The organism is Amycolatopsis sp. NPDC058986, assembly GCF_042741125.1.
Classification (GTDB): domain Bacteria; phylum Actinomycetota; class Actinomycetes; order Mycobacteriales; family Pseudonocardiaceae; genus Amycolatopsis.
This window is the reverse complement of sequence record NZ_JBHYJW010000012.1, coordinates 141,365-155,487: the sequence shown is the minus strand read 5'-3', so window position 1 is coordinate 155,487 and position 14,123 is coordinate 141,365. Positions and strand designations below refer to the sequence as shown.

14 protein-coding genes are annotated in these 14,123 nt (G+C 70.8%); 2 read left to right on the top strand and 12 right to left on the bottom strand.

The window, feature by feature from the left end:
* Positions 1–17: 17 nt before the first annotated feature.
* The 9 genes from ACFW0G_RS14165 to ACFW0G_RS14125 form a co-directional block, all read right to left on the bottom strand.
* Positions 18–818 carry an ABC transporter ATP-binding protein gene (locus ACFW0G_RS14165; RefSeq protein WP_378325558.1) on the bottom strand — a complete coding sequence of 267 codons (801 nt, stop codon included), beginning with the start codon at positions 816–818 and terminating at the stop codon, positions 18–20.
* On the bottom strand, positions 815–1,747 hold the full coding sequence (locus ACFW0G_RS14160; protein WP_378325583.1) for a FecCD family ABC transporter permease: 933 nt from the start codon (positions 1,745–1,747) through the stop codon (positions 815–817). Before ACFW0G_RS14160 ends, ACFW0G_RS14165 begins: the two co-directional genes overlap by 4 nt.
* A 113-nt stretch (positions 1,748–1,860) precedes the next feature.
* Positions 1,861–2,877: a FecCD family ABC transporter permease gene (locus ACFW0G_RS14155; RefSeq protein ID WP_378325556.1), complete on the bottom strand. Its 1,017-nt coding sequence runs from the start codon at positions 2,875–2,877 to the stop codon at positions 1,861–1,863.
* Positions 2,874–3,866, bottom strand: a complete 993-nt coding sequence (locus tag ACFW0G_RS14150; protein ID WP_378325554.1) for an ABC transporter substrate-binding protein — start codon at positions 3,864–3,866, stop codon at positions 2,874–2,876. The genes ACFW0G_RS14155 and ACFW0G_RS14150 overlap by 4 nt, the downstream gene beginning before the upstream one ends.
* Before the next feature lie 55 nt (positions 3,867–3,921).
* The gene (locus ACFW0G_RS14145; protein WP_378325553.1) at positions 3,922–4,788 is read right to left on the bottom strand and encodes a siderophore-interacting protein; all 867 of its coding nucleotides are present in this window, start codon (positions 4,786–4,788) and stop codon (positions 3,922–3,924) included.
* Complete coding sequence (locus tag ACFW0G_RS14140) at positions 4,785–5,030, bottom strand: phosphopantetheine-binding protein (protein WP_378325552.1); 246 nt, start codon at positions 5,028–5,030, stop codon at positions 4,785–4,787. The genes ACFW0G_RS14145 and ACFW0G_RS14140 overlap by 4 nt, the downstream gene beginning before the upstream one ends.
* Positions 5,027–5,701 (bottom strand): isochorismatase family protein, encoded by a 675-nt coding sequence (locus ACFW0G_RS14135; protein ID WP_378325551.1) that lies wholly within the window; start codon positions 5,699–5,701, stop codon positions 5,027–5,029. Before ACFW0G_RS14135 ends, ACFW0G_RS14140 begins: the two co-directional genes overlap by 4 nt.
* Positions 5,701–7,341 (bottom strand): (2,3-dihydroxybenzoyl)adenylate synthase, encoded by a 1,641-nt coding sequence (locus ACFW0G_RS14130; RefSeq protein WP_378325550.1) that lies wholly within the window; start codon positions 7,339–7,341, stop codon positions 5,701–5,703. Before ACFW0G_RS14130 ends, ACFW0G_RS14135 begins: the two co-directional genes overlap by 1 nt.
* The gene (locus ACFW0G_RS14125) at positions 7,338–8,543 is read right to left on the bottom strand and encodes an isochorismate synthase (protein WP_378325549.1); all 1,206 of its coding nucleotides are present in this window, start codon (positions 8,541–8,543) and stop codon (positions 7,338–7,340) included. The genes ACFW0G_RS14130 and ACFW0G_RS14125 overlap by 4 nt, the downstream gene beginning before the upstream one ends.
* A gap of 350 nt (positions 8,544–8,893) precedes the next feature.
* On the opposite strand from ACFW0G_RS14125, the gene ACFW0G_RS14120 reads away from it, so the two are divergent.
* Positions 8,894–9,685, top strand: coding sequence for a 2,3-dihydro-2,3-dihydroxybenzoate dehydrogenase (locus ACFW0G_RS14120; RefSeq protein WP_378325548.1), 792 nt, complete (start codon positions 8,894–8,896; stop codon positions 9,683–9,685).
* Positions 9,686–9,698: 13 nt separating this feature from the next.
* Here the strand turns inward: ACFW0G_RS14120 and ACFW0G_RS14115 are convergent, their stop codons facing one another.
* A complete protein-coding gene (locus ACFW0G_RS14115) occupies positions 9,699–11,309 on the bottom strand; it encodes a flavin monoamine oxidase family protein (protein ID WP_378325547.1) in 1,611 nt (536 codons plus the stop codon).
* Positions 11,310–11,467: 158 nt separating this feature from the next.
* Here ACFW0G_RS14115 and ACFW0G_RS14110 point away from each other — a divergent pair, with 158 nt between their 5' ends.
* Positions 11,468–11,899, top strand: a complete 432-nt coding sequence (locus ACFW0G_RS14110; protein ID WP_378325546.1) for a hypothetical protein — start codon at positions 11,468–11,470, stop codon at positions 11,897–11,899.
* Here the strand turns inward: ACFW0G_RS14110 and ACFW0G_RS14105 are convergent.
* Complete coding sequence (locus ACFW0G_RS14105; RefSeq protein ID WP_378325545.1) at positions 11,896–12,858, bottom strand: MBL fold metallo-hydrolase; 963 nt, start codon at positions 12,856–12,858, stop codon at positions 11,896–11,898. The two genes, ACFW0G_RS14110 and ACFW0G_RS14105, sit on opposite strands and share 4 nt — an antisense overlap.
* Positions 12,859–12,874: 16 nt before the next feature.
* Positions 12,875–14,095: an MFS transporter gene (locus ACFW0G_RS14100; RefSeq protein WP_378325582.1), complete on the bottom strand. Its 1,221-nt coding sequence runs from the start codon at positions 14,093–14,095 to the stop codon at positions 12,875–12,877.
* Positions 14,096–14,123: the final 28 nt, after the last annotated feature.

Genomic DNA, 14,123 nt, shown 5'->3' with positions numbered 1-14,123 from the left:
CTGAAGAGGTCTGCGATTCACGGGCACGCGTCGAGGTCCGGGACCACCATGGGCGTGCCCGTGACCGGATCCGGCACCACCACACACGGCAGGTCGAAGACCTCCTTGAGCAACGCTTCGTCCACAATGGACGAGGCGGTGCCCTCGGCGACGACGCGGCCGTCCTTCATCGCCACCAGGTGATCGGCGTACCGGCAGGCCTGGTTGATGTCGTGCAGGACCGCGACGATGGTGCGGCCTTCGTCGCGCAGCCGCGCGAGCAGCGCCAGCAGCTGGTACTGGTGCGTGATGTCGAGGAACGACGTGGGCTCGTCGAGCAACAGGTACGGCGTCTCCTGGGCCAGCACCATCGCGATCCACACCCGCTGCCGCTGACCGCCGGACAGCTCGTGCACGCCCCGTCCGGCGAGATCGGCGACACCCGCGGCTTCCATAGCCCCGGTCACCGCCCGTTCGTCCACTTCGGACCAGGCGGCAAGCAGCGACTGGTGCGGGAAGCGCCCGCGCGCGACGAGCTGCCGGACCCTGATGTTCTCCGGGGCCACCGGATCCTGCGGCAGGAAGCCGAGTTCGCGTGCCAGCGCCTTGGTCGGGTACGCGCCCACCTCGCGGTCGTCGAACCGCACGGCCCCCTCCGCCGGGCGCAGCAGGCGGACGAACGCCCGCAGCAGTGTCGACTTCCCGCAGGCGTTGGGGCCCACGATCGCGGTGAAGGCGCCATCGGGAATGTCGAGACTCAGCCGGGTCGACACCACTCGCTCGCCGTAGCGCAGTGTCAGCTCCCGCGCCACCAGCCGAGCACTAGTCCCCTCGCTCACGAACGCCTCACTTCCTTGGTCAGCAACCAGATCAGGTAACAGCCGCCGATCGCGGCGCTGACCACGCCGACCGGGAGCGACACCGGCGCCAGCAGCATCTGCGCGATCAGGTCGGCGCCCTGCAACAGCACCGCGCCGGTCAGCGCGGCCGGGAGCAGCGGCACCCCGGGCGCCTTGGCCAGCCTGCGGCCGATCTGCGGCGCGGCCAGCGCGATGAACACGATCGGCCCGGCCACGGCGGTCACCGTCGCCGTGCAACCGACACCGACGAGCACCATCAGCAGCCGCAGCCCGCCGAGGCCGACGCCGCTGGTCACCGCGAGGTCGTCGCCGAGGGCGGCCTGGTGCATGGCGTGCGACCGGGTCGTGATCACGACCAGCAGCACGGCGATGATCGCGAACGGCAGTACCACCTTCGGCCAGCCGATCCCGTTGAGCGAGCCCGCGTGCCAGCCCACCGCCGCGATCGCGACGTCGAGATCGGCGCGCAGCACGATCCAGGAGTTGAGCGCGGTGATCATCGCGTTCATCGCGACCCCGATCACCACCAGCCGCAGCCCGGACAGCCCGCCCCGCATCGACAGCAGGTAGATCACGGCCGCCACCAGCAGCCCGCCCAGCACCGAGCTCAGCGCCAGCGTTCCGGCCGCCCCGCCCAGCACGGTCAGCGCGACGAGCGCGCCCGTGTAGGCACCGGCGTCGAGGCCGATGACGTCCGGGCTGCCCATCGGATTCCGGGTCAGGTTCTGGAAAATCGCCCCGGCCACGCCCAGCGCCGCACCGAAGACGAGCCCGGCCAGCACGCGCGGCAACCGCCAGTCCCGGATGACGACGACCGAGTCGCCGTACCCGCCGAGCGCGGCGAACACCTCGCCGGGATTCGCCCACGATGCGCCGAAACACAGGCCGAGCAGCCCGAGCCCGAGCATCACCACGACCAGCGACGCCGCCAGTACGAGCGTCCGCCGCTCGGCCCGGATCGCGGCCCCGCGCCACACGACGACGTTCACGGCCGTTTTCCCAGCGGTTTTCACAGCGGTCTTCACAGTGCCGCCACCCCGTACTTCCGCACGGCCCAGATGAGCGCCGGGGCACCGAGGAACGCGGTCACGATCGCGACCGGCACCTCGCCGGTCGGCAGCAGCACCCGCGAACCGACGTCGGCCACGAGCAGCAGGATCGGCGCCAGGACCATCGTGTAGGCCAGCAGCCACGGCACCGAACCCGTGGCGAGACGGCGGGCCAGATGCGGGACGATCAGGCCCACGAACAAAATCGGACCCGCTACCGCCGTCGCCGCCCCGGTGAGCGCGGTGATCAGGACGAGCGTGGTGAGCCGCACCCGCGCGACGTTCGTGCCCAGCGTGTGCGCGACCGTCTCGCCGAGCGCGACGGCGTTGAGCGACCGGCTCAGCAGCAGGGCCCCGATCAGCGCGACGCCGATCACCACCATCGGCAGCAGCACCGGCGCCTGCTCACGCCCCGCCAGCGAACCGACCGACCAGAAGCGGTACTGGTCGAGGACGTCGGGGAACATCAGCCGCATCCCGAGCGTGAGCCCGTTCAGCACCGCCGTGAGCGCCACCCCGGAGAGCACCAGCCGCAGCGGCGACTGGCGGCCGACCGAGTAGACCAGCAACGCGGCCAGCACAGAACCCACCACGGCGAACCCGAGCTGCCCGGCCTGCGACGCCGCCGCGCCGAGCGCGGATCCCAGGGTGACCGCGAACCCCGCGCCCGAGGTCACCCCGAGGATGCCGGGTTCGGCGAGCGGATTGCGCGACAACGTCTGGATCAGCGCGCCCGCGACACCGAGCGCGGCACCCACGGCGATGGCAAGCAGCGCCCGCGGCGCGCGGACATCCCGGACGATCGTCTGGTCACTCGAACCGTCGAAGGCGACGAGCGCGCGCACGACCTCGCCCGGTGCGACGGCGTGGGCGCCGATGCCGATGCTGACCACGGCCACCACCCCGAGCGCCACCAGGGCGACGATCAGGACGGTGGTCCGCTTGACGCCGGGAGCCGCTGTGGTACCCGCCGGCCGCGTGACCGTCACTTCGCCAGCAGCGGCGCGAACGCCTTGTCGACCGCGTCCAGGGTCATCATGGCGCCCTTGTAGGTGGCGGCCTCGGTGTAGCGGAACGGGTAGACCTTCCCGGCCTTCACCGCGGGCAGGTTCTTCCACAGTGGAGAGTCCAGAACGTACTGGACGGCGGGCGGGACGGAGCCGTCGGCCTTGACCGAGTAGGTGATCGCGTCGGCCTCGGCGAACGCGGTCGGCAGTTCCTCGATGGACGGGTACTCGCTGACGTCCTTCGAACCGCCGCCCTTCTTCTTGACCTGGCCGTAGTAGTTCGCGCCGGCGTCCTGGGCGATGTTGGTGCCCCACGAGCCGTTGAACTCGCGCTGGAAGTTGCCCTTCGCGACCTCGCCGTACGCGCCGACGTGGCCGAGCTTCAGCTGCGGCAGCACGGCCTTGTACTTGGCGGCGAGCTGGTCGGCCTTGGCCTTGTACTCGGCCTGGGTGCGGTCGAAGTTCGCCAGCGCGCCGGCGGCGTCGGCCTGGCGGCGGGACAGGTCACGCCAGGCGGACGGGACCGTCGGCCCGATCGCCACCACCGGCGCCACGGCCTTGAGCCGGTTGACGTCGATGTCCTTCAGCACCGGCGCGGGCACGCCGATGACGATGAGGTCGGGTTTGGCGTTCGCGATGGCCTCGTAGTTCGTCTCGGCCGCCTGCTCCCCCGCGACCTTCTTGAGGCCGTCGTAGGTCGCCTTGTCGTGCGGACTCATCAGCGGGATCCCGCGCGCCCACGTCGAAATCCCGACCAGCGGCGCGCCAGCTTCGATCAGCGCGGGCACCGCGTAGCCGGTGGCGACGACGCGCTGCGGCTTGGCCGGGATGGTGATCTGGCCGTTGTCCGCGGCGAAGACCCGCGTCCCGCCCTCGGCCGCGGGGGCACCGTTCGACGCGCAGCCGGTGACGGCCACGGTGAGCGACAGCGCCAAGGCGCCGAGGAGACGGAGTGAACGGCCAGCACGCATAGGTAGTTCCTTTGTAGACACAGTCTTTGTGAATTTGTCCTCAGTGGACGGTTGTTCAGTGGTCATGGTGTTCCTCGTGCTCGTCGTCGAAGTCAGCGACGCCGCGCTTCCAGTAGCCGGTGATGTCGTGATCGTCCTTGGCCAGGCGCAGTTCGTCGCGCACCCAGCGGCGCAACGGCTTGAGCTGCCCTGCCTCGCCGGCGATCCAGACGTAGACCCGCTCGCCCTCGGGCACGGTGACGCCGCGGACGGCGCGTTCCAGCCGATCGCCGGTTCCCGGCGGCCTGCCACCACTGTGCAGCCAGTGCACTTCGACGTCCTCGGGCGCGGAAAGCTCTATCTCGCAAGAGGAATCGGGGACCTCGACGAACGCCCAGCCCGCCGCGGTGCGCGGCAGTTCCTCGAGCCAGCGCGCGATCGCGGGCAAGGCCGTGATGTCGCCCGCGAGCAGGTAGCGGTCGTAACTGTGCGGGACGATCAGCCCGCCGGGCGGCCCCGCGACATGAACGACCTCTCCCGGCTCGACGGCTCGTGCCCAGTCCGCGCCGAGACCGCCGTCGTGCAGCGCGACGTCGATGTCGAGTTCACCGGACGCCGCGTCGTAACGGCGCACCGTGTACTCCCGCGAAGTCGGCGACGGACGCGGCCAGCGCAGCATCTGCCCATCCTGCTCCGGAAGCCGGAGCGTCCCGTCGGGTTCGGGGAAGAGCAGTTTGACGTGCTCGTCCGGCGAATGCGCCTCGAACCCCTCGAGGCCGGAACCGCCCAGGGTGACCCGCACGAGCCCCGCGCCCACCATCGTGGTGCGCAGGACCTCGGCCGCGCGGATCCGGATCGGATACCCCACTTTCTCGGCGCTCGCGCCCGCCCGGACCTCCGCGATCCGCTCGTGGTGCCGATGCCGGTGATCGACGCGGCTCACGGCTTCTCCCCCGCCAGCAACGCCGTCCAGTGCCCGAGTTCGGGCCGCTCGGCCAGATCCGGGAACTCCAGCCCGGTCGCCCCCGCCGCGCGCCACCGTTCGATGAGGCTCATGATCCGCACCGAGTCCAGCCCGCGGTCGAGCAGGTTCTCCTCGGGCGAGACCTCGGCGGGATCGCAGCCGAGCAGACCGGCGATGTCGGCGCGGACGCGGTCGGCGGTCAGGGCGGGCGTGTCGCTCATCGGGGTGCTCCTGCGGGGATCGGCGCCGTCAGCGCGGCCAGCGCGACGGCGGTGGTGGTGACGGCACCGCAGCGCTGCGCGACGTACTCGCAGGCCTGGTCGTGCCGCTCCCGGGAAAAATCGGCGACGGCGTCGGCGACCAGGAACGGCCGGACGTCGCGCATGAACGCCTCGACGGCGGTCGCCTGGCAGCCGATGTGCGCGTAGACACCGGTGATCAGCAGCTGGTCGCGCCCCCTCGCGGCGAGCTGTTCGGCGAACGCGCTGCGCTGGAACGCGCTGTAGCGCCACTTGGCCACCACGGTGTCGCCCTCGGCCGGGGCGAGTTCGTCGACGATGTCCGCGGCGCGCGGGTCGGTGTCGATCACCGCGCCGATCCCGTCGCCCCAGAACTCGGTCAGCAGGCCGCGGTCGGGAGCGTCCTGACGGCCCGGCTGCGCGGTGTAGAACACCGGGATCGCCCGCTCGCGGCACGCCGCGATCAGCGCCGCGATGTTCGCCGTCACCTCGGGCACCGGGGCGCCCGCGTACGGGGCGAGGAAATACCGCTGCATGTCGTGGACCAGCAGCGCCGCCCGCGCCGGGTCGGGCGACCAGCCCACCCGTCCCGCGGGCAGCTCCGCCGCGTCCGGCAGCGGATACGGCCGGATTTCCGGCAGGGACACGGACATCACCCCTTCTCGGCGAGGGCGGCCAGTGCCGCCCGCAGTTCGCGTTTGCTGGTCTTGCCGACGCCGGTCACCGGGAACGCGTCGACGACGAGGACGAGATCGGGCACCTTGAACGCCGCCACGCCCCGTTCCCGGACGAAGCGGCGCAGCTCGGGCGCCGTGGGCGCGGAATCCGCGGTGGGCACCACGTAGGCGCAGGTCCGCTCGCCCAGATACTCGTCGGGCACGCCGACGACGGCCGCGTCGAGCACGCCGGGGTGCGCCATCAGGTGGTTCTCGACCTCTTCGGCCGCCAGCTTCTCGCCGCCCCGGTTGATCTGTTCCTTCGTCCGGCCGACGACCTCGACGTGCCCGGTCGGCCCGCGCCGCACCAGGTCGCCGGTCCGGTAGAAACCGTCCGCGGTGAACGCCGTCGCGTTGTGCGCGGCCGCGCGGTAGTAACCGCGGATCGTGTAGGGCCCGCGGGTCAGCAACGCGCCGATTTCCCATGGTGCCACCACATCTTCGGAGGTCGCCGCCGGGTTGTCCGGGTCGACGACGCGGATTTCGTCGTCGAGCGAGATCGGACGCCCTTGCGTGCCAAGGACGAGCTCATCGGGGTCGTCGAGCCGGGTGTAGCAGACCAGGCCCTCGGCCATCCCGAACACCTGCTGCAGGCGGCAGCCCAGCGCGGGCCCGATCCGCTCGGCCAGCTCCCGGCCGCATTTGGCACCCCCGACGAGCAGAGTGTCCAAACTGGACAGATCGCGCCCGGTGCGCGCCGCGGCCTGGACCCAGGCGGCGGCCAGCGGCGGCACGACGCCGGTGATCGTCACCCGCTCGGACTCGATCAACCGGAACACGGTATCCGGATCGGGCCGGGGAGCCAGCACGCTCGCCGCGCCCGCGTGCAGCGCGCCGAGCACACCCGGCGAGCTGAGCGGGTAGTTGTGCGAGACCGGCAACGCGGCCAGGTACACGCTTTCCGGGCGCAGCCCGCAGATGCGGGCGCTTTCCCGGACGCTGTAGAGGTAATCGTCGTGCGTGCGCGGGATGAGCTTCGGCAATCCGGTGCTCCCGCCGGACAGCTGCAGGAACGCGACGCCCTCCGGGTCGGGATCGGGCAGCTCGCGGGGCGCGGTCGCGGCGAGGTCGTCGAACTCCGTGGACCCGACGATCAGTACCTGCCGCACCGAATCCACGTCAGCCGCCACGGAACACGCGGTCGCCGCGTGGTCGTGCCGTTCGTGCTCCGCGACGGTGATGATCGCGGCCGCCTCGGTCTGCGTGGCGAAATGCCGCAGTTCACTGCCCCGGTGCGCGGGCAGGGCGAACACCGGCCACGCGCCCGCACGCCACAGCCCGAACACGACCGGCATGAAGTCCGGGATGTTCGGCAACTGCAGCACCACTCGGTCGCCCGGCACGATCCCCGACTCGGCGAGGCCTGCCGCGATCCGGTGCGCGCGCTCGTCCAGTTCGGCGAAGGTCCAGCGCTCGAGTCGCCCGTCGAGCTCCCCCACGACCGCTGTGCGCCCGGAGTAGGCGGCCGTCACCGAAGTCAGCAGCGCGCCGAAAGTCTGTCCCCGCCAATACCCGGACGCGCGATACCGAGCGGCGACCTCGGGCGGCCAGGCCACGTGATCCGGACCCGAGTTCACGCGACACCCTCCAGCCCGAGAGCACGCAGCAGCGTGCGGAATTTCGCACTCGTCTCGGCGAGTTCGGCCTCCGGGTCCGAACCGGCGACGATCCCGGCGCCGGCGAAGAGCCGGACCGTGCGGTCGCACACCTCGGCGCTGCGGATGGTCACCGCCCATTCGCCGTCACCGTCCACATCGGACCAGCCGACCAACCCCGCGTAGTACCCGCGGTCCTCCGGTTCCAGTTCCGCGATCGCGGCGTAGGCGGGCGCGGCAGGCACGCCGCACACGGCGGGCGTCGGATGCAGGGCTTCGGCCAGCGCCAAGGAAGACGACCCGGGTTCAGCGGGGTTCTTGAGCCGTCCGGTGATCCGGCTCGACAGGTGCCACATCGTCGGGGTGCCGATCACCTCGGGTTCGGCGGGGACGTCGAGGTCCGCGCAGAACCGGCTCAGCACGTCACCGACCTGTGCCGATACGTGGGCGTGCTCACGGCGGTCCTTCGCCGACGCCAGCAGCGTCGCGATGCGCCGCCGGTTCTCGGCGTCGTCGGCCGAACGCGGCAGCGATCCCGCCAGCGGATTGGCCACCACCGTGTCGCCGCGCCGGGAGACCAGCAACTCCGGGCTCGCCCCGGTGAGCGTGCGCGTGGCCGGGTCTCCCGCCGCCGTGACGTCGACCGCGAACGCGTACGCGGCCGGGTTCGCCCGCACCAGCCGAGCGAGCAACGACGGTACCGAGACCGGGGCATCGGCCGTCAGCTCCAAGCTGCGGGCGAGCACCACCTTGTCCAGTCCGCCCGCGCCGATCAGGTCGAGAGCGCCGCGGACGCCGTCCGCGTACGCCCGTGGCTCGGGCCGCGGCGTCACCGACCACGTCGTCGCCCCGAATCCCTCCGGCGTCTCGCCGGCCGCGGAGCGTTCCGGCGCTCCCGCGCGCCGCACCACGGCCGGGATCACGAGGCCGGCTTCCGCCTCCGGCCGGAACCCGATCGCGCCGGCCACCACCGGTTCGGTGACGCCGAGTGCCGCCGCCTTCCCGAGCGCTTCGACCGCCGCGCCGGACCAGGACCCCGTCCCCCGCCGGACGGACGCGCGCACGCCGTCGGCCAGCAGCGATCCCCTCGGCGAGGAGAAGTAGAACGAGCCCGGCAGGTAGGCGGCGAGCAGATCGGCCGCCCGGTGTACGGGTCTCGGCCGGACCAACGCGGGTGAAGACACGTCGAGATTCCTTTCGGGCATCGCGAAATCGGGGGACCGGAACGGAAATCACACGATCAACGACCGAGCGTGACGACTTCCGGCGCGCACGACCGCTCGCGACCGGGGCGCGAAAACCGTTGCCGGACAAGCCTTTCGGACACCGCCACGAAGGTTCGCCCGCCGGGATTCCGCCCCATCGTCCGCTCCCAAGATCGTCAATTGGTTAGGCTAACCTAATTCACAAACGGGACAGAAGTCCACCGTGTCGCGTGCGTGCCAGGTCACAACAGCCACCCGGACAGGCCCCAGGCTCCTGTCTCCGATTAGGTTAACCTAACCAAAGTTGCCAGGGTAGAGAGGTGTTCGAGATGGTGCCGCCAACGCACGAAGACACGGGAATCGCGGGCAAGGTCGCCGTGGTGACCGGGGCCGCCCGCGGGATCGGCGCCGCGGTCGTGGCGGGCCTCGTCCGCGAAGGCGCGACTGTCGCCGCGGTGGACATCGACGCCGGCGGCCTGGCGGAGGCGGGCGCGCGAATGGGCGAGCGAGTACACCCGTTTCCCGCCGATGTGGGCGATTCCGCGGCCTTCGCGCGGGTCGTCGACGCGGTGGAACGGGATCTCGGGCCGATCGACATCGGCGTCTCGGTGGCCGGGGTGCTGCTGCCGGGTTCGGTCTGCGAAACCACCGACGAGGACTGGGCGAGGACGTTCGCGGTCAACACCACCGGCGTTTTCGTGGTACTGCGCGAGATCGCGCGCCGGATGGTCCCCCGCCGGGCCGGGACACTGGTCACCGTCGCGTCGAACGCCGCCGGGGTGCCCCGGATGGGCATGGGCGCCTACGCCGCGTCCAAGGCCGCCGCGACCATGCTGACCCGCTGCCTCGGGCTCGAGGTCGCCGGACACGGGATCCGCTGCAACGTGGTCGCACCCGGCTCGACCGACACGCCCATGCAGCGTCTACTGTGGACGGACGAGAGCGACGCCGCGCGGGTGATCGCCGGTTCCCCCGACCAGTTCCGTGTCGGCATCCCCCTCGGCCGGATCGCCGATCCCGCCGACATCGCCGACGCCGTGCTCTTCCTGGCCTCCCCTCGCGCGCGGCACATCACGATGCAGGAGCTGTACGTCGACGGCGGCGCGACGCTGCGCGCGTGACCGCGCCGTCCCGTCAGGGCGCGGACAGCACACGCTTGTGCAGGACGGTGACCACCTGGCGCGCGGATTCGAACGCGCCGGCCTGCCATGAGAAGAGGTAGGAGAGCCAATCACCGGAGAAGTAGACCCTGCCCGCGGGCTGGTTGAGCAGCTGGTAGGCCGGGGTACGGAAGGGCGGCATCGTCCACGCGGCCTCGATGTGCGGCACGCGGCGCCAAGCGATCGAGAACGAGCTGGCGAGTTCGGTCCGGAACTTCGCGCCATGGATCTTCGCACCTTGCTCGAGAGCCAGGAGTTCGCGCTCCTTCGGGGAGAGTTTCTCGTACCTCTGGGCGGGGCCTTCGTCGGACTGGTAGCCGACGAGGACGCCGGTACGGCCGTGGTGACCGTGGGACGGGTACCAGATCTCGCTGATGTCCAGATCGGTCCAGGTGATACCGCCGTAGATCCGGTGGTCGGTCTCCCACCAGCGGCCCGTGTACTCCAGGCCGATCTTCCCCGCTGCCACCCGGCTGTCGTGGTAGGTGGCGAGCGCCGCCTGTACCTCGGGACCGAGGTTGTGCGGGATCCTGGCCAGCAGATGCGGTGGCAAGGCCGCGATGCAGTAGTCGGCAGTTAGTTCCCGATCGCGGCCGTCCGCCGTGCGGTAGGCGACCGCCACCCCTCGGTCACCGCCGGAGATCCGGCGGACCCGGCTGCCGGTACGGATCCGTTCCCGGCCGATCGCCGCGGCCAGCGCGCACGGGATCCGGTCCATACCGCCGATCGGCTGGAACATGAGCATCGCCTGGTCGTAATCGAGTTCCTCGAAAAAGTAGCGGCCCACCCCGCTGGCGAAGACCTCGGACAGCGACGGCACCGGGCCGAGTACCGTCCCCTCGTTCGCTCCGGCACCGGGATTCACCGAATAACCCCGTCTGCTGCTTCCGGTGTACTGCCGTCCCGTGCCCTTGTCGCCGATCACGCCCCACTCGTGCAGGAAATCGAGCAACCGCTCCTTGTCGGCCGCGGTCAGTTCGGCGTCCAGCGCGCCACGATCGGTCGCCTTGGCGAGCAGCTCGCTGACGTAGCCGTACACATCCGCCTGCGCGGTCCGATGCCGCTGCGGGGCCTTCATCCCGGCGGATTCGTTGTAGCTGTAGGCGTTCGCGTTGGTATTCGTGAAGACCTCGACCGGCACACCCAGCTCGCGGCAGTAGTCGAGGGTGACCATCCACTGCGCGATCCGCGCCGGGCCCGCGTTCAGGTAACCGTCACCGGCGAACTCCGCCACCTGGGTGACACTGCCGAGTTCGGTGTGTTCGGTACCGTTCCGGACCGTGAAGTTCCGTCCGCCGATCCTGTTCTGCGCCTCCAGTACCGTACAGTCGTACCCCGCCTTTCCGAGTTCGTAGGCGCAGGCCAGTCCCGTGATCCCGCCGCCGAGGATCGCGACCTTCGCCGCGGCTCTGCCGGACAGCGTGAAATCCGCTTTTCGTGGTTCCTGATAGGAATCGGCGCGCGCGGTCGGGGCCAGTCCCAGCGCTCCCATCGTCGCGAACATCGTGCCCGCCCCGCCCGCCGCACCCACCGCGGACAGGAACCGTCTTCTGCTGATCCCGTCGCGCCCCGCACCATCCGTCATCGACGATTCCCCCTTTTACGAATTGCCACGTCGATCGGAGGAGAACATACCGCCGACGCCGAATATCGGTCCAGCGAAAGCAATTTCCGTCGAAAAGTGGGCCGATTGCCGCATCCGGTTCACCGGGAATTGTCGGTGCCGTGTGGTTCCCTTGGCCCATGACGACTTCCGTACTGCACGCCCCGCCCGCCCGCATCCAGCGCCAGGACGTCACGGTGGTGGAGCAGACCACCGCCGACGAACTGCCCCGGATCCGGGAAATCTGGCCGTCGTTCGAGCGGCTGGTCGGGCTGCGTGGGCGCAAGATGTATGCCCGGATCGACGAACGCGCGGGCACCTACACCGTGTGCACGCCGGTCAAGGCGGAGGACCGGCCGGAAAGTCTCGGCCTGCGGACCGGCGTCCTGCCCGGCGGCTGGTACCTGCGCGGCAGGCTCGTCGGCGAACCGGCCACGATCCACGGGCGGATCGGTGCCGGGATGGCCGAACTCCAGGCGGCCGCGGAAGCCGACGAGACGCGGCCGCTCGTCGAGTTCTACCGCAGGCACGACCACATCGAGCTGTGGTTGCCGATCCGGTCAGGACACTAGAACACCTGCCGCAGATCGGCCGCCACCACCAGCGGACCGCGCCACGCGCCCCGGCAGGACCGTTCCCACTCCGCGTCGGTGACCGGTCCGAACGACACGAGATGGGTCAGCACCAGATTGCGCACCTTCGCCTCCAGCGCCACGTTCGCGACCTGTTCGTTCGTGGTGTGCGAGGCCAGGAGGTGCTCCTTCAGCCGCGTCTCGGTCGGCTGCGCGGCGAGCAGTTTGTCCAGCGACGGCAGGTGAAGCACCTCGTGCACCAGCCAGTCCGCGCCCTGTGCCAGGCGGACGACGGCGTCGAACGGGGTGGTGTCGCCGGAAAACACGACCGAGCCGTACCGGGTGTCGAAGCGGAGCGCGTAGGACTCGGTGACCGGCGGGTGGTTGTTCCGCGCGGCCGTGACCCGCACCAGGTCGTCGCGGTAGACCTCGCCGTCGCCGGTGAACTCCCGTGCCTCGGCGAGCCCGCGCGGATCCGGCAGGCCCTGGTCCGCGATCCGGAGATCGATGTCGAAACGGTTCATCGCCAGATAGCCCGCCAGCATGTCCTCCATGCCCGGCGGCGCGTGGAACCCGATGCGATGGGTGAGATTCGCGTTCCACGCGGCGTTCAGCAGGTTCCCGAACTCCAGGTTGTGGTCGGAATGGTGATGCGTGATGAACACCGCCCGCACGGCGGACAGTTCGAGCCCGGCGAGCACGAGCTGACGGCTCACGCCCATCCCGCAGTCCACCACGTACACGACGCCGTCGACGATCAGCGCGTTGGCCGGATTGCTCCGGTCGGACCGCAGTGTCGGACCGCCCTTCGTGCCCAGCGGCACCAGGTGCATACCGGTCTTCGGTACCGGCGGAGTGCCCGGCGGCTGCGGCTCGGCAGCCGAGCACGCGCCGAGCGCGAGCAGCCCGGAGGCGACACCGCCGCTCAGCATTCCCCTTCGTGACAAGACTTTCCCCATACGCGCTCCTCGACGTTCACCGACTGGCCGTCTCCGCCACCGCGAGCTCGGTTTCCCGGAACGAAGCGGGCGAGACCGCCCGCCACACCACCGCTGTCGCGGCGAGCTGCACGACCGCCGCCATCACCCATACGCCCCGCAGATTCCAGTGCGCGGCGACGAATCCCCCGGCCAGCGCGCCCAGCGGGGTCAGGCCCCAGGCCAGCGCGCGATGACTCGTCAGCACGCGGCCGAGCAGGGCGGGCGGGGTGAACCGCTGCCGGATCGACTGCGAACACACGTTCCACACCAGCACCGTGGCGGTGAGGAACACCAGGACGAGCCCGATGGCCACCGGCCACGGCGGCAGGACGGCGATCAGCACCATCACCACCATGTTGGCGGCCTGGCCGAACCGCATCGACCACGAATACCCCAGGCGCGCGACGACACGCTGGACCACGAACGACGACACGACCCAGCCGACCGCCATACAGGCGAGCAGGATTCCGTACCCGATGGCGCCGACGTGCAGCACCTGCGTCGCGTAGAGCACGAACATCGCGTTGGACGCGCTCGCCGCGAACGAGCCGAGCGCCACGCTGAGCGTCACCGACCGCAGCAGCGGTGTGCCGACCAGGTACCGCAGCCCCGCCCCGATGCCCCGCAGCGGATGCACCCCGGACACCGGCGCGGGAGCCGAACGAATTCCCCTCGCCAGCACGAACGCCGCCACCGCGAACGCCCCGGCCAGCCACGCGGGCAAGCCGGCGCCGAGCGACAACAGCAGCCCGGTCACCGGTGGGACGATGAACTGGACCACGCCGCGATCGATCACCTGCAGCCGCGCGTTGGCCGAAGCGAGCCGATCCGGCGCCACGATCTCCGGTACCAGCGCCCCGCTGGCGCCGTCGCCGAGCACCTGCGCCGAGGTGATCACGAACGCGACCACCATCAGCACCGGCAGGCTCAGCAGGCCCGCCGAGCCGGACACGGCCAGCGCCAGCGCCGCGGCGACCTGGACCGCGTAGGCCCACGCGAGCACCGTGGTCCGGCGGAACCGGTCGATCACCACACCGGCGAGCAGCGAGAACAGCAGCCACGGCGCCTGGCCGACGACGTTGACCAGCGACACCTCGCGCGGATCCGTCGTGATCGACACCGCCAGCAGCGGCAACGCCGCCAGCAGCAACCCTTCGCACGCCGAACCGGACACCGCCACCGCCTGCAGGCGCACCCACCTGCCCGTCCCCGCCATGATCGACAGTCTGCCGAATCGCGGTGCC